16 protein-coding genes and 2 pseudogenes are annotated in these 21,188 nt (G+C 56.7%); 4 read left to right on the forward strand and 14 right to left on the reverse strand.

Going from position 1 to position 21,188, the window contains the following annotated elements; translation table 11 throughout:
* Positions 1-153 precede the first annotated feature (153 nt).
* The 3 genes from B5F94_RS00405 to B5F94_RS00415 form a co-directional block, all read right to left on the reverse strand.
* Positions 154-1,641, reverse strand: coding sequence for a peptidoglycan DD-metalloendopeptidase family protein (locus B5F94_RS00405; protein WP_087326484.1), 1,488 nt, complete (start codon positions 1,639-1,641; stop codon positions 154-156).
* Between the two features lie 353 nt (positions 1,642-1,994).
* Complete coding sequence (gene pta, locus B5F94_RS00410) at positions 1,995-2,978, reverse strand: phosphate acetyltransferase (protein WP_087326487.1); 984 nt, start codon at positions 2,976-2,978, stop codon at positions 1,995-1,997.
* A 324-nt stretch (positions 2,979-3,302) separates the two neighbouring features.
* The gene (locus B5F94_RS00415) at positions 3,303-4,526 is read right to left on the reverse strand and encodes an IS110 family transposase (protein WP_087326490.1); all 1,224 of its coding nucleotides are present in this window, start codon (positions 4,524-4,526) and stop codon (positions 3,303-3,305) included.
* Between the two features lie 339 nt (positions 4,527-4,865).
* Between B5F94_RS00415 and B5F94_RS00420 the strand changes: the two genes are divergently transcribed.
* The 3 genes and pseudogenes from B5F94_RS00420 to B5F94_RS00430 all read left to right on the forward strand — a co-directional run bounded on the left by B5F94_RS00420 (position 4,866) and on the right by B5F94_RS00430 (position 9,402).
* The gene (locus B5F94_RS00420; RefSeq protein ID WP_242965515.1) at positions 4,866-5,042 is read left to right on the forward strand and encodes a response regulator; all 177 of its coding nucleotides are present in this window, start codon (positions 4,866-4,868) and stop codon (positions 5,040-5,042) included.
* Positions 5,021-6,652: pseudogene (locus B5F94_RS00425) on the forward strand (DUF4253 domain-containing protein); the annotation flags it as partial. The gene B5F94_RS00420 and the pseudogene B5F94_RS00425, both read left to right, overlap by 22 nt.
* Positions 6,653-8,478: 1,826 nt before the next feature.
* Positions 8,479-9,402, forward strand: a complete 924-nt coding sequence (locus B5F94_RS00430) for a phage integrase N-terminal SAM-like domain-containing protein (RefSeq protein WP_087326493.1) — start codon at positions 8,479-8,481, stop codon at positions 9,400-9,402.
* A 363-nt stretch (positions 9,403-9,765) separates the two neighbouring features.
* Here the strand turns inward: B5F94_RS00430 and B5F94_RS00440 are convergent, their stop codons facing one another.
* The 4 genes and pseudogenes from B5F94_RS00440 to B5F94_RS00455 all read right to left on the reverse strand — a co-directional run bounded on the left by B5F94_RS00440 (position 9,766) and on the right by B5F94_RS00455 (position 12,832).
* Positions 9,766-10,299: a helix-turn-helix domain-containing protein gene (locus tag B5F94_RS00440; protein WP_087326498.1), complete on the reverse strand. Its 534-nt coding sequence runs from the start codon at positions 10,297-10,299 to the stop codon at positions 9,766-9,768.
* Between the two features lie 62 nt (positions 10,300-10,361).
* A pseudogene (locus B5F94_RS00445) lies at positions 10,362-10,706 on the reverse strand (sigma-70 family RNA polymerase sigma factor); the annotation flags it as partial.
* A gap of 71 nt (positions 10,707-10,777) precedes the next feature.
* Positions 10,778-11,926, reverse strand: coding sequence for a transglutaminase domain-containing protein (locus B5F94_RS00450; protein ID WP_087326501.1), 1,149 nt, complete (start codon positions 11,924-11,926; stop codon positions 10,778-10,780).
* Between the two features lie 99 nt (positions 11,927-12,025).
* On the reverse strand, positions 12,026-12,832 hold the full coding sequence (locus B5F94_RS00455) for a MerR family transcriptional regulator (RefSeq protein ID WP_087326504.1): 807 nt from the start codon (positions 12,830-12,832) through the stop codon (positions 12,026-12,028).
* A gap of 75 nt (positions 12,833-12,907) precedes the next feature.
* On the opposite strand from B5F94_RS00455, the gene B5F94_RS00460 reads away from it, so the two are divergent.
* Positions 12,908-14,254 carry an MATE family efflux transporter gene (locus B5F94_RS00460; RefSeq protein WP_242959296.1) on the forward strand — a complete coding sequence of 449 codons (1,347 nt, stop codon included), beginning with the start codon at positions 12,908-12,910 and terminating at the stop codon, positions 14,252-14,254.
* A gap of 50 nt (positions 14,255-14,304) precedes the next feature.
* On the opposite strand, the gene B5F94_RS00465 is transcribed toward B5F94_RS00460, so the two are convergent.
* The 7 genes from B5F94_RS00465 to B5F94_RS00495 all read right to left on the reverse strand — a co-directional run bounded on the left by B5F94_RS00465 (position 14,305) and on the right by B5F94_RS00495 (position 21,188).
* Positions 14,305-15,132: a Cof-type HAD-IIB family hydrolase gene (locus tag B5F94_RS00465; protein WP_087326507.1), complete on the reverse strand. Its 828-nt coding sequence runs from the start codon at positions 15,130-15,132 to the stop codon at positions 14,305-14,307.
* Positions 15,129-16,076 (reverse strand): transketolase family protein, encoded by a 948-nt coding sequence (locus tag B5F94_RS00470; RefSeq protein WP_087326511.1) that lies wholly within the window; start codon positions 16,074-16,076, stop codon positions 15,129-15,131. The genes B5F94_RS00465 and B5F94_RS00470 overlap by 4 nt, the downstream gene beginning before the upstream one ends.
* 3 nt (positions 16,077-16,079) lie before the next feature.
* Positions 16,080-16,925, reverse strand: a complete 846-nt coding sequence (locus tag B5F94_RS00475; RefSeq protein WP_087326514.1) for a transketolase — start codon at positions 16,923-16,925, stop codon at positions 16,080-16,082.
* Between the two features lie 239 nt (positions 16,926-17,164).
* Positions 17,165-18,127 (reverse strand): phosphotriesterase family protein, encoded by a 963-nt coding sequence (locus B5F94_RS00480; protein ID WP_087326517.1) that lies wholly within the window; start codon positions 18,125-18,127, stop codon positions 17,165-17,167.
* A gap of 1 nt (position 18,128) precedes the next feature.
* Complete coding sequence (locus tag B5F94_RS00485; protein ID WP_087326520.1) at positions 18,129-19,013, reverse strand: 3-keto-5-aminohexanoate cleavage protein; 885 nt, start codon at positions 19,011-19,013, stop codon at positions 18,129-18,131.
* A gap of 104 nt (positions 19,014-19,117) precedes the next feature.
* Positions 19,118-20,131, reverse strand: a complete 1,014-nt coding sequence (locus B5F94_RS00490; RefSeq protein WP_087187979.1) for an enoyl-CoA hydratase/isomerase family protein — start codon at positions 20,129-20,131, stop codon at positions 19,118-19,120.
* A 40-nt stretch (positions 20,132-20,171) separates the two neighbouring features.
* Positions 20,172-21,188: an enoyl-CoA hydratase/isomerase family protein gene (locus B5F94_RS00495; RefSeq protein WP_087266626.1), complete on the reverse strand. Its 1,017-nt coding sequence runs from the start codon at positions 21,186-21,188 to the stop codon at positions 20,172-20,174.

Genomic DNA, 21,188 nt, shown 5'->3' on the forward strand with positions numbered 1-21,188 from the left:
TGATTCAATTTTGCCGCCTGCGGGCGGCAAAACTCTGCCGAGGGCTTTTCCTCCGTGCAAGAACTCCGTTCTCTCTTGCATCATGTTTGCCTTTTTCGACAAGCTGAGCCCGGCGCGTCGTATGACGCGCCGGGCTTTTTATGTTTGATGATCTTACCCCAGGTAGGCCAGGGGGTTGACGGCGGTGCCGTTGATCTGTATCTCAAAGTGGCAGTGGTTGCCGGTGGACCGGCCGGTGGAACCCACACGGGCGATGGGCTGGCCCTGGTAGACCTTTTCGCCGGTGGAAACCAGCAGGCTGGAGCAGTGGGCGTACAGGGTGCGCTTGCCGTTGCCGTGGTCGATGACCACATAGTTGCCGTAGCTCCAGTAGCTGCCGGTACCGGTGCCGGACCACACCACGGTGCCGCCGTCGGCGGCCTTGATGGTGGTGCCGTAGGAGGTGGCGATGTCCAGACCGCTGTGGTAGCTGTAGGAGCCGAAGATGGAGCGGTAACCAAAGCTGGAGGTGATGTTGCCGTACACCGGCCAGATGTAAGTGCCGGTAGGCAGCCAGGAGGGCCGCACCTTGGTGCCCACCGCGATGACCTTGTTGGTGGCCTCACGGGTGACCTGGGTCTCCAGCACCGTGCGCTCCTGCTCCACGCCGTTGAGGTAGGACACATCGGCGGTGACCACCTGCTCGCCGGGGGTACCGGCGTCCAGCACCTTGGACTCACCCTGGTACATGGAGTCATCCTCCACTTCCACCACAGGGCAGGCAATCTCCTCGGTGTAGGTCACGTGATCCACCGTCTTAACGGACAGGAAGGGGATCTCTTCCTTCACGTTGACGATCTGACCGATGTAAATGCGGCTGCTGTCCACACCGGGGTTGAGGGCCTCCAGCTCGGACAGGGTCATGCCGTTGGCCACGGCGATGTCCACAAAGGTATCGCCCTGCTGCACCTCATAGGTGGTCTGGCCGTTCTGATTGGCGGTGAGGGCGGCCACCATGGCGTCGGCATCCTGGTTGACGTCGGAGGCGGTGTACTCGTGGGTGATGTACACGCCGGAGGTAAACTCGGCGGAGATGGTGTTCTCATTGATATAGGGGGCCTTCACCTGGTCCAGAACGATATCCAGAGTCTCACGGTCCTGGGCGGCGCCGATAAACTGGCCGTTGACGGTGAGCACATAGTTCTTCATCACGTCGCCGATCTGATCGAAGAGATAGGTCTCAAACTCAGCGGCGGGGGTAATGTTCTCCTGCTCAACCAGGGCGAAGGAGTAGGCAATATCACCGTCCAGAGTGTAGTCATATCCCAGGATCTGCGTGGCCCGGGCCTCTACCCGATCCACCGCATCCTCAAAGACCTGAGGAGAGGTGACGGTGCCCAGAGCCACGCCGTTCATCTCCACCACATAGGCAGGGGTGTAAACGGAGGTGACCACCGCGGCCACGCCCACAACGGCGGCCACAGCCAGGAAGTGGAACGGGCTGACAATGCGGCGGCCGCCGGCAGTGGCGGCGTCGGCCCAATGCTGGAACCGCCCGGCGCCGGCGCGGATCGCGCCGCCGGCGGTCTGGGCCTTGGCCCGCAGCCGGGCGGTCAGACTCTCAGTCTCCCGTTCCTGTGGAATATGAAGGATCTCGTCCATGGGGGGATTCCCCTCCTATATCGTGGAATATCAATGAGTCTGTATCCGGTCTGTATCCGATCGGTAACAGCCGGAAACGAAAAGGTTACAAATGGTTACAGTCGTAATGATACACGCATCTGATCCAAAAGTCAAGGCTTTCCGGGAAAAGCGAACAGTTTCTCTCCCTGTGGAGAAAGGAATTTTCACACCACGACATCTGGTGGACAGAATAAAAAAGGGACCGCCCTACCCCCAAGACCGGCGGTTTTCCGCCCCTGTCCGCCAAACTTTTTTGTCAATTTGCCGGAAGCCTTCCATATATAAAAAACCGGAGCACCCTGACGAGTGCTCCGGTTTCCGTAAGTAACTGATTAAGCCAGCGCAGCAGTGATAATAGCCATAGAATAGACTTCCTGGGCGTTGCAGCCGCGGGACAGGTCGTTGATGGGGGCGTTCAGGCCCAGCAGCACGGGGCCGTAGGCGTCAAAGCCGCCCAGACGCTGGGCAATCTTGTAGCCGATGTTGCCGGCGTTGATGTTGGGGAAGATAAAGGTGTTGGCCTGACCGGCGACCTTGGAGTCCTTGCACTTGGTCTCAGCCACCTTGGGAGACACGGCGGCGTCAAACTGCAGCTCGCCGTCCACGGCGAAGTCGGGATTGGTGGCCATCACCTTCTCATAGGCGTGACGCATCTTGTCCACGGTCTCGCCCTTGCCGGAACCCTTGGTGGAGTAGCTCAGCATAGCCACCTTGGGGTCGATGCCGAAGATGCGGGCACAGTGAGCCACCTCGGTGGTGATCTCCACCAGCTCGTCCTCAGTGGGATCGATGTTGATGGCGCAGTCGCCCATGGCCAGCACGGTGTTGCTGCCCACGCCCTCACGGACCAGGATGAAGCAGGAGGACACGATCTTGTTGCCGGGCTTGGTCTTGATCAGCTGCAGGGCGGGACGGACGGTGTCGGCGGTGGAGTAGGTGGCGCCGCCCAGCAGGCAGTCGGCCACGCCCATCTTCACCAGCATAGTGCCGAAGTAGTTGCCCTTCTTCAGAGCGGCGCGGCACTCGTCGGCGGTCATCTTGCCCTTACGCAGCTCCACCATGGCGTCCACCAGCTTATCCATCTCGGGATAGGTGGCGGGGTCAATGATCTCGGCGCCCCGGATGTTGTAGCCGGTCTCCTCAGCAGCGGCCTTGACCTCCTCCTCGTTGCCGATGAGCACAGGAGTCAGGAAGGTACCGGCCAGCAGACGGGCGCTGGCTTCCAGGATACGGGGGTCGGTGCCCTCGGTGAACACGATGCGCTTGGGGCTCTTCTTCAGAGTGTCAATCAGGGTCTGAAACATATGAATAGCCATGGGAATCTCCTCCAATTCAAAGTTCCGTACTTTTGCCAAATACTTGGCGGTATAGCTATTATACACCTGCTCTCAGGACAATCACAAGGACCAGTGCGAAAAAATATTGTGGAAAAATCCGCTTTACTTTTGGTATTTTTGCAATTATACTATACACACTGTTTTTTAGTCCAATGGTATGAAGTCAAGTAGGTGATGCAAGAAAATTTCAAATGGGAATGAGTAAAAAGGACCATGTAGGCAGGAAAAAGACAACGCCAATCCAAGCCCTGTCCCTGAGTTTTTTGAAACAGGGCCTATGCGCCAGAGCGGCAAGCGGTACGCTCAGCCCTCCGGCAGGATATACAGGCGGTTGTCCTTCAGCAGCCGAAAGATCAACCGAACCAGTTTTCTGGCAGTGAGAGCGAGTGCGCGTTTATGCTGATACTTGTTGACCTCTTGATACTTGAGGTCATAGTAGCGCCGGAACTCGGAATCGCATCTTCTCACAGAGTTGGCGGCTTCCAGCAGGTAGTAGCGGAGATAGCGGTTGCCGGACTTGATCATCCGGGAGTGTTCAGCCTCAAATTCACCGGACTGGTGCTGTGTCCAGACAAGGCCGGCGAACTTGGCAACCGAGGCTTGAGAGCTGAAACGGTGAATGTCGCCGATCTCGGCGATGATCCCGGCGGAGTAGACCTTGCCAATCCCGGGGATAGAGGTCAGGGTGTTGGGAATGATTTCAAACTGCTGTTCAACGGCCTTGTCCAACACCTTGACCTGCTTTTCCAGAGCCCGCATGGAGGCAATAGAGACTGCCATCGCCTGATTTACAGAATTGTTCACAGTAACAGGCAGGCGGTAAGAGTCTCTGGCGGCAGTTCGAATAACCTTGGCTTTGGCAGCCGGGTCAGCGAAGTTTCTGCCCTTCTCATCCAGAAAGGCAGTCAGTTCGTCCAGGTCGGCGTTTGCCAGGTCATCCACAGTTTCAAACCGCTCCATGAGCGCGATAGTGGTGGCGCTGGTGTTCTGGATGTCCTTGTCCTGGGCTATGCCGGAGCATTTGAGGAATAAGTAGTTAGCGAATCTCTGTTTCTCCCGGGTCAGGTTTTGGATCACGTCAAACCTGGCCCTGGTAAGGGTCCTGAGCGCCTGGTAGCGGTAGTCGTCCATATAGACCTCCTTGGCGATCCTGCCGAAACGGAGATGGTCGGCAATCACAAAGGCGTCCACAAAGTCATTCTTGGGCAGGTCGGGATAGGCTTCCTTGAACTTTTTGACCTGCTTTGGATTCAGGACATGGATCTTCCGCTGGAACCGGCCCAGGCTGCCATCCTCCCGGAGAGCGTAAACCAAGCTGTCTCCGTAGATGGAGGTGGCCTCCAGGCCGATCACCACATCGCTGAGCTGCATGGAACGCAGTGCCGACACGATCTTCTCTGATAACAGTTTAGCACCACCCAGGTTGTTCTGTATGGAAAAGCTGGAGTGCTTGCTGCCGTCGGGTTTCATCAGGTAGGCCACATTGTTTCTGCTGCTCACATCAATGCCAACGAATAGTGGGTTCACAATTTTCACCTCCCCACATGGAGATTTCAGGCCAGCAGGCTTTGAGATACCCATGATAACCGAAGCATCCGCAACCTCGCGTATCAGAATCATTCCGGGGCAGACCAATGCGAAAGCCCTCACTGCTGAAAGGGCGGCCTTGCCTCCGGCAAACAGCCAATGAGTTTGCAGCTGACTTCCGGCTCAGGGGAACAGACTAAAAATGAAGTAGCCTTGTGGCTCAACAAGGAGGTGGAGAGCTTGACCCTGCTGTCCTACAGCTATTGTATCACGGGCATCTCAATGCCTGCTGATGCCTGAAATTATTAACTTTGAATCTTATTATACGAGGAGGTACCTATGGCCCAGCTTTTGTTGGTAGAAGATGATGTTCTGTTGGGGGAGGCCGTAAAGTCCACCCTGGAGCAGGACGGCCATGCTGTGGCGTTGGCCCACAACGCCGCCCAGGCCCAGAAGCTTTGGCAGGCCGTCCGCTTTGACCTGTGCCTGCTGGATACTGGCCTATTGGCCTCTTGAAGGTGTTGGCCCGACTGCCGATTTCCGGCGATACCTGGCTGGGTTTTGGCCACACCATGGACAAGCAATCGCCGTTTGCGGAGAACACGACGCTCTGCGGCGCACTTCTGGTGGGCCCGCAGGATGTTGTCTGGAACGGAGGCGAGGTCTGCACTTTGCCCAGCGGCGAGGAGGTCAACTTCTATCAGGTAATTCCTCTCTATCGGAACGAATTAAAGTATAAGCTGGAGCATGATGCGGACGCTCTGCTGGAAAAAATGGCAGGCATCAGTTTTGTGGTCAATCCCACCCGCCAGAATGCCATTGCCAGAGGCACCCTGGCAGATGCGAACTTCACCGGAAATATGGACGACGCCGCCTGGCACCTGGAATCCATTCGGGAAAAGGGCCTGCCGGTGGATGAAATCAATGCCTACAACCACATGGCCATTTATCTGCGCTGGTGCATGGAACATGATCTGATGAGCGTGGAATTTATGGAGCGGTACTGGGAGCAGGTGCAGCCGTTTCTGGCAGATCTGAGCCGCGCCGATCTGCGTGGCTTTATCCGGGACCAGCTGAACGGGCAGCTTTTTGGGGCGCTGTTCAACGAGGAAGGCGCAGCCTTTGCCGGATACTACTATGGGGAGGCGGACAGCCCTTACTTCCCCAGCGACATTGACAACTATGCCTTGGAATATTTCGGCGCAGAGCAATATGATTCCGATAAGTTCCAGGAGGAAGCCTATCTGTTTATTCCCTTTGATGAGAACTATTATCAGGCCATTGCAAAAGTTATGGAAAAGCGATTCGTCAACTGGCAGGGACAGGATTTCGATGAGGACACTCTGGAACCTTCGGAACTTGCAGAAGCCATGATGGAATATCTGGACTGTGAATGTACCTATTTCCCCTCGATGACGGACGATGATCCCATCATGTCGGCATACAGCTATGCCAAACGGGAAAGTGTCAAAGAGGGATTTGTGCCGGTTCTGATCAAAGCGGATGATGAAACCCTGTGGGAATGCCTGATTATGAATTCTGACCCGGAAAGTGATGGCGAGGACGGCTATGCCTTCGACCCGGACAAAGTTGCCGAATACCGGAAGAAGATGCTCTCCGCCCCCATCAAGAACGGTAAGGCAGTTCTGGAGGAAATGATCCGGCAGCGCAAGGAAGAAGCCGAGGATGACGATATGGACTGGGATGAGGAAATCCTGGGCGAAATGGAGGGCGGGTATGAGAACCGTCGTTTTTCAAGCTACTGGAATTCCGATAGCAAAATGACCTATCCTCTCATTCTGGCTAAAATCCCAGTGAAGAATCCTTGGGAGATTTTTGCCTATCTGCCTTTTGGCGGCTGGAATGAATGTCCTGACACGCAGTCGCTGATGGCAGTGGCGAAATACTGGTTTGAGCAATATGGCACGGTGCCCGCAGTTATGACCCACGATGAACTGGAGTTCCTGCTCCCGACTCCTGTTTCCCAGGAGAAGGCCATGGATGCAGCAGTGGAGCAGTACGGCTTCTGCCCCGATGTGATCGACCAGGGTCCGGAGGAAGCCACCGTAGGAGCTATGGCCGATGTGCTGCGGCAGTCCACGGTCTGGTATTTCTGGTGGGATTGATGGGAGCCTGTGTGTGCCTTCTCTGCCTTTGTCCAGCCTCTGGAGAAAGGCGATAAGGCGGAAAGAACATGCCGACTGCAAAAACCAAGACAAAATTGAATTACCAGAACCTCTAATGGAGCGTCTGCGACAGAGCAGGCGCTCCGTTTTTCTGTCCAGAGCATGTCGAATTGCACCTTCTTTTATTTGATCCCTGGTTCTAACTCATCAAATTCAGGGGTTGAGGAAAATTCGCTCAATATGATCTCCAGTCCATCGCACAACTATAACTCAGTGCGACAAGGTAACACTGCTTCAGACACGCTATACCCCAGACTTCTTTGACAGAAGCAATCGCTATATGGTTGACCACAGCGATCTTATCATTGCGGTTTGGAATGGTTCTCCCAGCGGGACAGGGAATACAATTTCCTATGCAAGGTCGCGGGAGACACGAATCTACATGATTCCTGTACACACCTGCGGGTGACGATTGTACCGATAGCGGAACAATTATTCGCGTATTTTGCCGCGTTTTTCTGCTAGAACCTAAAATAATTAAACTTTTTATTGAAAATCAATTGACACAGCACAGGGGATGTGATATAGTTTGTCTCGTAAAAGTCTCTCATCGTTGTGCCGGGTCATCCAGCACATCTCGTCTCTCTTGTCCCGCCTGTCAGGACTCGTCCCTCTCACAAAAACACCTCAGGGATGCTATGCTTGCGATCTGAGGCTTTATATATCAGAAGTCTTATTATCGATTGATCCAAGAGTATTTACCGTGAGGTGAATACTCTTTTTTTTGTATAAAGAAAACCACTCGCTAGGCGAGTGGTTCAAAAAAGCCTATGGCGATGAAAAAGCTAAAGAAACTCCCTTTGCTATAATTTGAAGTGCGGTCTGCCAACTGCACTAGAAATAGCAAAGGGAGGACATTCAAAGATGAATGACAAGTGATAGTTTAGTATGAAAATTATAAAATGACAAGCAACAAAAAGAAGAAAATAAGAAAAAGGGTAGATAGAAGTACGATTAGGAGATAAATTTAGTTGAGATAGAACGATTTTTGCGCAACTGACAGAATCGTATTACGCGTTGCACGCGTCCGCGAGGAGCAAAGGGCTATGCCCGCATAGTGACAACCACCAGCTTCGCTGGTGGATGTGTTCATTCTTGTCTATCTAAAATCCAGGACACCAGTGTATTTGATCTATACACCGGTGTCCTTTTTCATATATATGTGTCCTTTTTATCCCAGCATGTTGACGTCAACAAAAGCAATTGCCAAGGCCCCATGGCACTGAGGGGCAGAAATCCGTGCCGAACCCCTGCAACTAGCCGCTTAACGCGACCCGCTTGGAGCCCCCGGAGACTGGCTCCCATCCCTGATACGGCGACCAGGGATGTCCACTGCAAATGCCGTACCCGCCCCTGGATCTGGGGGCATCTCCTGCGTGGAGAGCTGCTCTGTGAGCCAGCTTTTGCACACGCAAACCCGCCCGTTACGCGGGGGGTGAACTGGTTATTTTTCATCTCGATGGAAAATAACCAGTGAGGGGGGCGATACCGTGGCAGGTATCGACTCTGATAGGGGTCACCATATTCCTCTGTAACAAAGATATGTGCCACTTTTAACTGCCTTACCAGGCTGGGGTGCCTGCCGTCACCCAATACGGCTATGTTTATGTTACAGAGACTTGCTGGCAGAAAGGAAAGGCTTATATGATAGACAACGCTAAAATTATGCCTCGACACAATGTGTGGAAAAATCCACAGCCGCTTACAGATGAACCTAATCAGGTATTGAGTCTTGCAGTGGGTGTCTGCGAGAAAGTGGTTTAACCATGGCAAGTATTGTGTATGAGGCCAAGCAACTGGCTGATCGTCTCCGCAAAGAGATGGCAGACCGCAAGATATCAAATCAGACATATCGTCAGTATAAAGATCGGGTAGTCAAGTTTGCCATTTGGTGCCGCAAACGGTATGGCTGTCGGCACATTGAGGAGTGTCCCGCCCACCTGCAGGACTACTCAGACTGGCTGGTAGCCCAGGGCTATAGCCCCAACACGGTACACAAGTACCTGGCCGGGGCAAGCAGAGTATTTGGGGTGCCTCTGGATTCGATCAGTAAGCCTAGGCGGGTGGTGGCCGACAACACCCGCAGCCGGGGTGTTAAGGCTGTGGATAGCCGCAGTGATGCCCAGCGAGAGGCATCTCCTCGGTTGTACGACTTTGCGTTGGCGGTGGGGATCCGTCGGGCTGAGTACAAGCATCTCCGTGGCGATGACCTGGTAGTAGACGAGTCCGGCTATCCCTGTGTCCGGGTCAGGCGGGGCAAGGGGGGCAAATATCAGGAGCAGCGTATCGCAGTTGAAGATGTGGGCTTTGTCCGCAGCTACTTTGATGCTTCTGAAGACAAGGTGTTCTCCGACGAAGAGTTGAGGAACAAGATCGACCTGCACCACCTCCGCGCCCTTAGGGCTCAGCGGGCCTATCACGACTACCTGGCCCGTTTGGATACCGATCCCGATTACCGAGCGCAGCTCACTGAGGAGGTGCGCCGCCGCTGGGTACGCCTGTGCAGCAAGAGGTGGGATCCCAATTGTGTAGAGGGCAATTACTGTATCCGTGGCAACAGCCGCCGGCTGGCCCTCGCCCACGGGTTGCCTGTCAAGTATGACCGGCTGGCGGTGATGGCGGTGAGCATCTTCCACCTCTCCCATTGGCGCTGTGATGTTACTGTGGCCAACTATCTGTTGGCGGTCTGACCGCTTCAATCAGCTTCATCAGCATTCCAATGCAAATATCTCTGCAAAACAAAAATCACCAATAAACTTGCAATGGTCCGAGCAGCCTTTCCCGGTGATACAGAGCAAACGCCCCGGCATAGACTAAAGCAAAGGAGGGATGGCCCATCGAACTCATCGTACACTATCCCAAAACGCCAGAAAAGCAAGCGGAGCTTGACCATCTGGTCGCAAAGGTCCACGCACAATATGTGCTTGGCTACATAGAAAAACTGGACTGTCCCACCGAGCAGAAATTAAAACTGGTCGATGCCATCGTTAAGACTATTTCCGATAGTTGTAAGCATAAGGCGGGGGACTGATTGTCCCCCGCCTCGCATTTGCCTATTTGAAATATTTCTCCCATGAGCTTTTCATCATCCGAACCGAATTTTGTTCCCAGTTTTCCAACGTCCCGATCGGAACGCCCAGATGCTCTGCATACTGTACTCGCGTCATACAGAGGCTTTTTCGCTTTTCCTTCACTTGTCGGCCCTGATCGTGGTACAGGAAGAGGTGGTACTCATCCAGCAATTCTGTGACCGGCACCCCAAGGATCAGAGCAATCCTCTCCATGACATCCAGAGCATAGTTCTCCCGGGCTGGATCCTCGTAGTGCAGGTACGTGCTCCTTTCAATGCCGGCCAATGCAGCTACCTCCCGCTGTAAGAGCGCTTTTTTGTAGCGGTACCACCGCAGCTTGTCTGCCATGCAGGTGATCTGGGCAGGGTCGGTGTAGCGGATATTGAATTTTTCAGCCTCCAGCAGATGGTGTGGCGCAAGCAGGGGGATGCTGTAACAGAACATCGGGGCAATCGCAATATCTCCCGATAGATTTCGTATCAATACATACATATTCTCCGTGACATGACAGAGCATACGCCATGTTCCGTCAGACGGTACTTGCTCTGCTACTTCAGTGGAGAAAAAGTCCGTTGTGTTAGGATAGCATTTTCAATGCAGCGGGACGCATAGGTGGCCAGCCGTACCTTTTTATCCGGTTTAAAGGTACCAATTCCTTTGATCAGTCCGATGGTACCAATAGAAATCAAGTCGTCCTGATCCCCATTGGGGGTATAGTACTTCTTAACAATGTGGGCCACCAAGCGCAGATTGTGCTCGATCAATTTGTTGCGGGCTTCCAGATCACCCTGAGCAGCCTGTTCCAGATACCGGCGTTCCTCTTCAGCTTTCAGTGGTCGGGGAAAGGAGCCGTTTCCCCCGCCGGACAGGCGAAGGGTAAAGAAAACCTGATTGAGTAGCAGCAGGATCCATGCAGGAATCATTTGTCACACCTCCATGGTCCCACTGTATTCCGACAATGTTTGTCCCTATACAGCAAAGCCTTGTCCCAATCTTATGATTGGGTCAGCCCCTGTATCAACTCCTTCTGGCCGATTCCCCAGAAATGATCCTGGGAGATTTCCTCTTCCGTTCGTCCAAAATACCTCCACTGGCTCTCATCCGGGCGTCCCGCGTCCCAGGTCGTATCAAAGTAGCGGTATTCACCATCCAGCAGAGCGCAATTCCACATATGCTCCTCCCCTGCTCCGGTACCGGTGACGTTCCAGCAGGGGATGCCGGCCTCTTCACAAAGCACACGAAATGCCCAGGAAAACCCGCCGCAGATGGCCGTTCCGTTCTGCAATGGTCCAAAAGCTGTCCTGGATTCATAGGGCAGCGTGTCCGGGCTCTGATAATATCGGTAGTCATACGTGGTATTTTCCACAATAAAGCGATAAATAGCCTTAAGCTTTTCCTCATCATCCATGGTATCGGTCAGGATTGTCGCCGCAGTCTCTTTTGCGATGCTCTGGATCTCCTGTATCTTCTCAACACTCTGCTCAATCGTTTCAGAATCGCTTGGAAAAGCTTGGATTGCCGTGGCGTCGCTGTTGAGCGTATACAATATATAGCCATACCCCGCCAACTGCAGAGCCCGCTGCATATCATCTACCAGCAGTTCCGGGTTCCGGATCACAATAGGAATCTCTTCCCCACTAAGAGCGGCGTCCGCCGCCTTCACCAATTCCACAAGGGTATTGGTTTCCACGGCTCCCTCCGGTTCGCCGTCCGGATACCCCAGCTTATACGGCATATACGAAATCTTACAGACCGTCCCCTCCACTCCTTCCGTACATTCCAGGGCGTAGGCATATTTCAGCTCCGGCCGGGCGCTCAACACCTCATTGGACGCGTTCTGGAGCAGAATGGAACGCTCCTGAAAGGGCAGGTCTTCCTGCGTAAAGCGGAAGGTCACTTCCTGCACAAATCCTTCATATGCCCGCTCCAGGATCTGAGTTGCCTTCTCCTGGGTACTCACGGGATAGATCTCATCCATTGGCTCCGGCGAGGCTGGCGCTTCACTTTGCAACGGAGTGGGGGATGGTGTCTCAATGCTGGGACTGTTGGTATCCATGGCATTGGACTGAGCCTGTGAACAGCCGCTCAGGCACATTGCAGATAAAAGCGTCAGAACAACAGCAGTCGTACCAATTCTTTTCATGTGTATCTCCTCCTGCCAATCTCTTCCTTGGACGGAAACCCCGTCATATCACAGACGCACCGCTGCTGTAAAAAGTTTCTTATCCCGCCTGGAAGCAGATCACGGGGCACAGACCCGCACCTGAAGTTCAGTAACATACTCCTCCGGACGGTTGGTATCATGGGCATCGATGCGGTAGAGCTCCAGCGGCGCACCTTCCGGTGTCCGCCCGGCCGCCCGGACCCCCGTCAGCAGCGTCCTCAAATGTTCCTCCATCCGGTCATATTCGCCCCGGTAGTACAGCCGGGCATATTCACCCCCGGGCAGCAAGTCATCATAGGGCAAGCCTGGGCTGGTGAGGAAAAAGACCCGGGAGAAGTGGTTAAATACTCCCTTTTTCAGACTTTCCTCGTCCACCTGGGCCCCCATGCACTGGCTTCCAATGACCTGGATGTAATCCTGGTGCCGCTGTTCCAGCCGCTTGAGCTGGAAATCCACTTCCTTCTCCAGAATAAAATCCTTTTCCAGAAATACATAGGGCCGCTCCGGCTCCCGGACAAGCTCTACATATCCGGCCTCCACCATGCGGTAGCGCTCCAGCCGCGCCCGACGTTCTGCCGCTTCCTTCCGGGCGGCCTCCAATTCCTCCATCCGGCGCTTGAGCAGCGCCTCCTCCCGGTCCAGCAGTTCCAGGGTCTCCCCCACACTCCGCCGCTCCAGATAGGCGCCGATCTCCCGGGTGGGCAGATCCAGCTCCCGCAGTGAGCGAATGATATTCAGAGTACACACATCTTGAATGCCGTACATCCGGTAGCGGTTCTCTCCCCGCACCGGGTGAAGCAGTCCCTTCTCCTCATAATAGCGCAGAGTATCGGGACACAGGTCGAACAATTTGGCCAACTCATGGATCTGATAAAATTCTTTCAACTTTTTTGCCTCCCGCTCTTGACTTTCGGATGGTACGAGGGTTTATGATATCCCCAGTAAGAGGAGGTTTTACCCGTGAATCTGGTTGCTAAGTTTTTCAAGTTTACCGTTCCATCCATCGTCTCCATGTGGATCTTCTCCCTGTACACCATGGTGGACGGCATTTTCGTTGCTCACGGCGTGGGCAGCCACGCTCTGGGGGCAGTGAATCTGTCCATGCCATTCGTGTCGCTCATCTTCACCATCGGCATCCTGCTGGCCACCGGCACCTCCACCGTCCTGTCCCTGTCTCTGGGCCAAGGGGACGAGGAGAAAGCCCGCAACTACTTTAATCAGAACCTGGCAGTGGTCATTGTTCTGTCTCTGGTCCTGACGGCAGTCGTGCTGCTGAACCTGGAGCGCGTGGCCCTGTTCCTGGGCGCCACCGGGGATTTGCTGCCGCTGGTAAAGGAATATGTAGGTATTATCGCCTGCTTCTCCGTCTTTTTTACCGTGTCTTACAACCTTGAGGTTCAGGTGAAGGCAGACGGCGCCCCTCACGTCAGCACCATCGGCGTACTGTCCTGTGCCATTATGAATGTGGTGCTGGACTATGTGTTTGTGATGCACTTCCACTGGGGCGTGTGGGGTGCGGCTCTGGCCACCGGCTTGTCTCAGGTCACCTCCACTGTGATCTTTGTCATCTACTTCGTGCGCCACCCCAACCCTCTGCGCTTTGGCCGTTTCAAGCCCGACTTTGGAGCTTACCGCCGGATCATCCCCTTGGGTACCTCCGACGGACTCAGCGAGTTCTCCAACGGCCTGGTCATTTTTCTGTTCAATCAGACTATCCTGCAGGTGTCCGGCGAGGCCGCCCTCACCTCGTACACCATCATCAGCTATGTCAACACTCTGGTGCTCATGACCATGATCGGCACTGCCCACGGGGTCCAGCCTCTGTCCAGCTTCTATCTTGGCGCGGGACAGCGGCCCCTGTGCCACAAATTCCTGTCTTACGGCATCAAGCTGGTGGCAGTGGCAGGAGTAGGCTTCTTCATCATCTGCCAGCTGCTGGCCGGTCCCATTGTAGGCCTCTTTCTGGAGCCGGCCGATCCGCTCTTCGGATACACCGTCAATGCGCTCCGGCTCTATGCTCCCGCCTTCCTGCTTATGGGCTTTAACGTCTTGATCTCCGGCTTCTTTACCGCCATAGAGCACCCCTTCCCTGCTCTCACTATTTCCTTTGGCCGAGGCCTGGTGCTCATCTCCGGCTGCCTGGTGGTCCTGTCCAAAGTGCTGGGCGATACGGGCATCTGGCTCTCTCCCCTGTTCTCCGAGGGAATCTGCCTGGTTATCACCCTGTTCTTCCTGCTGCGATACCTTCATAAAATCCGTCAGACCGAACCGGAACAGCAGCCCGACTTCTCTTCCGTCGCCCGCTAAAATCAACTATGAGGAAAAACGGCGCATGACAATGGTCATGCGCCGTTTGATTATGTATTCAGCAGATACTGTTCCACAGCCATACCGACACCGCCCTCCCGGTTGGTGCCGGTGATATAGCGCGCGGCGGCCTTGGCCTCATCGCTGGCATTGGCCATGGCAAAGGACCAGCTTGCCCAGCTCAGCAGCTCCAGGTCGTTGCCTGCATCACCGAAGGCCATGACCTGATCCGGCCCCAGCCCCAGCCGGGCACACAGGGCCTGAACCGCCGAGCCTTTATTGACGCCTGGGGCGGTGAGTTCCATGTTCTCCCCAAAGGAGGTGGTCACCGCCAGAGGGCCGCAGGCCTCCACCGCGTCCAGCAGCTCCTGCCGGCGCTCCGGAGGCACATGGAAGATGTGGATCTTCTCCACCGCCTTGCCCTCCAGGGCGGCGTTCAGGTCCTCCGGAAAGTGGGAGCAGGTCCGCAGCACTTGGGCAAACTCCGGAGACAAGGCGCTGCCCACCACCTGCTCGGTGCGGTCGGCCTGGATATAGTTCTCCCCCTCGCAGTAGACCTCAAAGGGCAGGCCCCAGTCCAACAGCAGGGTGAGAATGGTACGGCGGGCGTTTGGCTCCATGGGCCGGCGGTAAATCCATTCCCCCGTGGCCACATCCAGCACCGCCGCGCCGTTGGACAGCACGGCGTACCGGGTAACACCGATCTGAGCGTCCACCGCCCGCAGCAGGGACCAGGCCCGGCCGCTGGCGATGGTCACCGCCGCCCCCCGCTCCGCCGCCGCCCGGAGAGCGGCCACATTTCTGGGGGGCACAGTAGCGTGATCGTCGTCCAGCAGGGTACCGTCCATGTCCAGGCAGATCAGTCGGATGTCGCTCATTTCTTCAGTTTCAGGGCCTGCCGTACCTTCTCGATGATACCCTCGGTGGTAAGGCCGTAGGCCTCCAGCACCGCCTTGGCCGCGCCGGAGCGGCCAAACTCATCGTTGACGCCGTGGCGCACCACAGGCACCGGGCAGTGCTCGGCCAGGAATTCCGCCACTGCGGAGCCCAGGCCGTTGAGGACGGTGTGCTCCTCAGAGGTGACGATGCAGCGGGTCTCCAGAGCAGCCTTCAGCACGATCTCGCCGTCCAGAGGCTTGATGGTGTGCATATCGATGACCCGGACGGAGATGCCCTCCTCTGCCAGCTTTTCAGCGGCAGCATAGGCCATCTGGACCATCATGCCGGTAGCGATAACGGTAACGTCGGCGCCGTCCCGCAGCATGGAGCCCTTGCCCAGCTGGAAGGAGTAACCGGGGACCTCATCAGTAATGCTGTCCACCGCCAGACGGCCAAGCCGCAGATAGGCCGGTCCGTCATAGTCCAACAGAGCTTTGACTGCCAGACGCATCTCGGGGCCATCGCAGGGAGAGACCACCATCATGTTAGGAATGGTACGCATGAGGGCATAGTCCTCGATGCACTGATGGGTGGCGCCGTCCTCACCCACGGACAGGCCGCCGTGGGAACCCACGATCTTCACGTTGAGACGGGGATAGGCCACGGAGTTACGGACCTGCTCATAGGCTCGACCGGTGGCAAACATGGCAAAAGTATGGGTATAGGGCATTTTGCCGCAGGTAGCCAAACCGGCGGCCACGCCGGTCATGTTGGCCTCAGCAATACCCATGTTGTAAAAACGCTCAGGGTGGGCCTTGGCAAAAAAGGCGCTCTGGGTGGAGCCGGACAGGTCGGCGTCCAGCACTACCAGATTAGGATACTGGTCGGCCAGCTCGGCCAGGGCCTTACCATATGCCACGCGGGTGGCGATCTTCTCACTCATGGCTTATTTTCCCTCCAGTTCCGCCAGCGTCGCAGCCAGCTCCGCATGGGCCTTTTCATACTGCTCATCATTGGGCGCCTTGCCATGCCAGCCGTAGTCCCCCTCCATGAAGGAAACGCCCTTGCCCTTGATGGTCTTGGCCAGCAGCACGGTGGGCCTGCCCTTGCAGGCAGCGGCGGCGTTAAACGCCTCTTCCAGGGCGTTGAAGTCGTGGCCGTCCACATGGATCACATTCCAGTTGAAGGCCTCAAACTTCTTGTCCAGGGGCTCGGAGGGCATGACCTCAGCCGTGGGTCCGTCGATCTGCAGGCCGTTGACGTCCACAATGGCGCACAGGTTGTCCAGGCGGTACTTGGCCGCGGACATGGCAGCCTCCCACACCTGACCCTCCTCGATCTCGCCGTCGCCCAGCAGAGCATACACACGATAGTTCTTCTGATCGGCCTTACCCGCCAGAGCCATCCCCACAGCGGCGGAGATGCCCTGACCCAGAGAGCCGGTGGACATATCCACGCCCTTAATGTGATGCATTTCGGCATGACCGGACATCTCGCCCTTGATGGAGCGGAAAAGTTTCAGATCTTCCACGGGGAAAAAGCCCTTCAGAGCCAGATTGGGATAGAGTGCGGGGGTACAGTGTCCCTTGGACAGCACGAAACGGTCCCGGTCAGGGTCCCGGGGATTGGCGGGATCTACCCGCATCACATGACCGTACAGGGTGGTAATGATGTCCATGGAGGACAGGGAGCCGCCGATGTGGCCGGAGGCCGCGTCATGCACCATGTCCATCGCCAGCAGGCGGGCACGGGCGGCTGTGACAGCCAGTGCGTGGACCTTTGACTGTTCCATTTGATTCACCTTTCCATTCTGTGGGCCCGAAGGGCCATATTCTCTGACGTTTAGTATACATTAGAAAACCGTACGTTTCAACCATCGGTTCACACAAAAAGACAGATTGGACCCCTCCCGTCCTTGAGCGTTTGGTACTTTTATCCGCAAAAAAGCGGCAGGCACGGGACCGTGGCTCCGGTCCCGTGCCTGCCTGATGAGGGAAAGGATTTAGTAAGGGGGAAAATAAGGAACACTCATTAGTGACTGGAAGTTCCTTCAAAGAAGATTCTGGGATTGGCCGTCAGCAGGCCGTCCACCACGGCGGGCTCCAGGCCCCGCTCCCGCAGAGCGGGCAGTACCCGACGGTGGATGAAGGTGAAGTCCTCCTCCAGATGGAGGTAATCGCTGTTTTTGGTGGTCTCCCAGCTGTCCCAGAAGGCCAGATAGGCGGCCAGATCGTGGCTGAGGAGCAGCTTGTTCCCCCAGCCCAGTTCGCACAGCCGGGCAATGGTGTCCACCCGGGGCTCCAGCCCCAGGTCCCGGTCGCAGAATCCGAAGCGGTCCATGCCCAGCCAGCAGCCCCGCTCCAGCATGGCGGTGAGGTATTCCAGCTCGGTGGTGTCGCCGCTGTGACCCAGGATCACCCGGTTTGCGGGCACGCCGCAGCTCTCGAACAGGTCCAGAATCTCCCCGCCGCTGCGGACGGCGGGATCATGGTGGCAGAAGATGGGCAGTCCGGTCTCGGCGGCCACACGGCCGGTGGCGTGGAGTACCTTGCGGAGCAGAGGCGTCACCCCGGCCCGGGCTACACCCGCCTTCAGGATGCCCGGCTTGCTGTCGGTACCCTGAATACCATCGGTGCAGTCGCCCATCAGCAGGTCGTAGATCTGCTCCTCGTCCCGGAAGCCCAGCCAGGGCTCCTCCTGATAGTAGAAGCCGGTGGAGGCGATGATGTTCAGTCCCGTGCGGCGGGCCACATCCCGCATCAAGTGAATGTCACGGCCCAGGTTTACAGGCGTGCCGTCCACCACGGTGGCCACACCCTGCTGTGCTGCCTTGCCCAGCATCCCGCAGGACATCTCGGTCACCTTGTCCGCTTCATAGAAGCGGGAACCGAAGTTCATCCGCATGGACCAGTCGGCGCAGGTCAGATGCTCGTGCATCAGCACCTGGCCCAGTTCCGACGTGTCCACCGGGCCCAGTACGCTCTGGATTTTCATATCAGTCGATCCCCAGAGCGGCGCGGACCTTCTCGCCGTCAAAGGCGGGAATGCCCAGGATCTGGCGGGCCTCGGCGGGGGTAGCGGGGGTATTGCCGAAGGCCTTGACAGCGGCCACGGCACGCTCCACCAGCATATGGTTGGTGGCCATGATCTTCTTGCCGTTCTCGTCCACGCCAAAGACCACATTGTCCTCCATGCCCACACGGATGTGGCCGCCCAGGGCCAGGGCCGCGAACATGATGGGCAAATGACCCTTGCCCACACCGAAGGCGGACCAGGTGGAACCGGCGGGGATGTGATTTACCAGATAGAGCAGGTTCTCCACGGTGGCAGGCATACCGCCCAGCACGCCCAGGCAGAACTGGTAGTGGCAGGGAGTGGGCAGGTGGCCCTTCTTCACAAAGTAGTCGGTAACACCCAGCATACCGGCGTCAAAGATCTCGATCTCCGGCTTGGTGCCCTTCTCCATGTACAGGTCGCCCAGCTGCTGGAGGAACTGGGGAGAGTTGATGAATACGCCGCCGGGCATCCAGTTGAAGGAACCGGCATCGTAGGAGCCCATCTCAATGCCGGGCAGCTCCTTGTGGTGCGCCATACGCTCCTCATCGGTGGCGGGATGCTGAGGAGAAGCACCGGAAGAGGTGCAGTTGATGATGACGTCACAGTCCTTGTGGCTGCGGATCAGGCGGATGGTCTCACGGAACTTCTCCTTGTCCATAGCGCCCAGGCCGTCGTCGGCACGCATATGCAGGTGGACCACAGCGGCGCCCAGCTTCCAGGCGTCATAGGCCTCGTCGGCAATCTGCTGGGGGGTTTCGGGGATCTTGTAACCCGCGGGGGTGACCGCGCCGGTCAGCGCGGCGGTAATGATGGTCTTTGCCATTTCAGTTCCACTCCTTTTTCATGGTTCCGCGCCGGCATCCGGCACGGTTTAGGAAACAGGTATGGGAAAAAGAGGCCGGATACGGCCCCTTCTTCCCTGTTGGATTAAAACTCGTAGCCTTCCGGCTCGTTGCTGTGCTCAAAGACGAAGGGATTCTCGATCTCTCCAGCCTTGACCTTCTGCCACCACTGGTTGGCCTTCTGGGGCATGGTGCGCCAGCTCTCGGCGGTCTGGGGCTGCTCCATGTCGTGGGTGGCGTAACGCCAGTCGTTCACGCGGCTGATGTACTTCTCATCCTGCTGGGCGGAATTCTCGTCGCCCAGCTCCCCGGCGGCCACCCGCAGCAGAGAACCATACTGCTCAGACACGGTGTGCAGCTTCAGGTCCTCCACCAGCAGCTTCTTCAGAGGACGCTTGGCCAGGTTGGACATGATGGTGCGGTTTTCGTAGGGCATGGTCTTCCACATCCGGGCGATCTCCCAGGCCCGCTCCAGCACCTTACCCTTGGGCAGCACCTCGTTGACCATGCCCCAGTCCAGCATCTGCTGGGCAGTGAACTGGCGGGAGGTCATCATATAGTAGTTGCCACGCTTGGTCCCGAAAAAGTGCTGGCACATCAGGCCCATGCCGTCGCCGGGTACCAGGCCGCCCTGAGCGTGGGGCACCTCCATCTTGGTGTCCTCGGAGCACAGGGTGATGTCGCACAGCATGGCGGAATCCCAGTGGAAGCCGGGGCCGGGGATGGCGCCGATGGTGGGCACGTCCAGATCAAAGATCATGTTCTTGATCAGGTTGGTATCGTCAAAATACTGGTGCTGGAACCGCTCGGTGGGCAGCTTGGAGTAAGTCTCCCAGCCGTTGGCGTCCGACTCGATCATCCAGTTGTCGCCGATGTGGGTATAGATGATGATCTCGTTCTTATAGTCCAGGCTCAGCCAGCGGGTCAGCTGGCTCATGGCCCGGTGGGACATACCGCTGTGGTGCATGGGGCCATCGTTGGTCTTCCAGGTGACCTGGACGATGCCGTCCTCACGCTTCAGATCGGCGAAGTCCTTAAACCACTCTTTATACTCGTCAAACTCGGGCAGCTTGACGTAATCAGCCATAGGCTTTCCCATTACAGTAACCTCCAATATGTAAATTGTTCCGGTCTTTGGCTTACTTCTCGTCGGGGCGATAGGGCTTCACCGGACGGCTGGGATCGAAGGGGTTGACCTCCCGACCGGCCTCCACTTCCTTGAACCACTCGATGGGCTTGGTACGGAAGCCGGCCCAGCTCTCCCGTGTGGGGGGCTGCTGCATCCAGTCGTGGCAGTAACGCCAGTCGTTGGTCTGGCTGATGTACTTCTCGTCCTGCTGGGCGGCGTTGCGGTCGCCCATGTCGCCGGCAGCGATGCGCAGCAGAGAGCCGTACTGCTCGGACACAGTGTGCAGCTTCAGATCCTCCACCAGCAGCTTCTTCAGAGGACGCTTGGCCAGGTTGGACATGATGGTGCGGTTCTCGTAAGGCATGGTCTTGAGCATCCGGGCGATCTCCCAGGCGCGGGCCATAACCTGATCCTTGGGCACCACTTCGCTGACCATGCCCCAGTCCAGCATCTGCTGGGCAGTCCACTGACGGGCGGTCATCATGTAGTAGTTGCCCCGCTTGGTGCCGAAGTAGTGCTGAGCCATCAGGCCCATGCCGTCGCCGGGCACCAGGCCGCCGTGGGCGTGGGGCACCTCGATCCAGGTATCATCGGAGCAGATGGTGATGTCGCTGAGCATGGCGGAGTCCCAGTGGAAGCCGGGGCCGGGCAGCACACCGATGGTGGGCACATCCAGATCGAAGATCATGTTCTTGATCAGGTTGGTGTCGTCAAAATACTGGTGCTGGAACCGCTCGGTGGGCAGCTTGGAATAGGTCTCCCAGCCGTTGGGATCGGACTCGGTCATCCAGCTGTCGCCGATGTGGGTGAAGATGATGATCTCATTCTGGTTGTCCAGGGACAGGATGCGCACCAGCTGGCTGATGGCCCGGTGGGACATACCGCTGTGGTGCATGGGGCCGTCGTTGGTCTTCCAGGTCACCTGCAGGATGCCGTCCTCACGGTACAGGTCCGCGAAATCCTTGAACCACTCCTTGTACTCGTCCAGCTGGGGGAGCTTCACATAATCGGCCAAAGGCTTACCCAT

It is taken from the genome of Flavonifractor sp. An4 (assembly GCF_002161755.1).
Taxonomy (GTDB): domain Bacteria; phylum Bacillota; class Clostridia; order Oscillospirales; family Oscillospiraceae; genus Flavonifractor; species Flavonifractor avicola.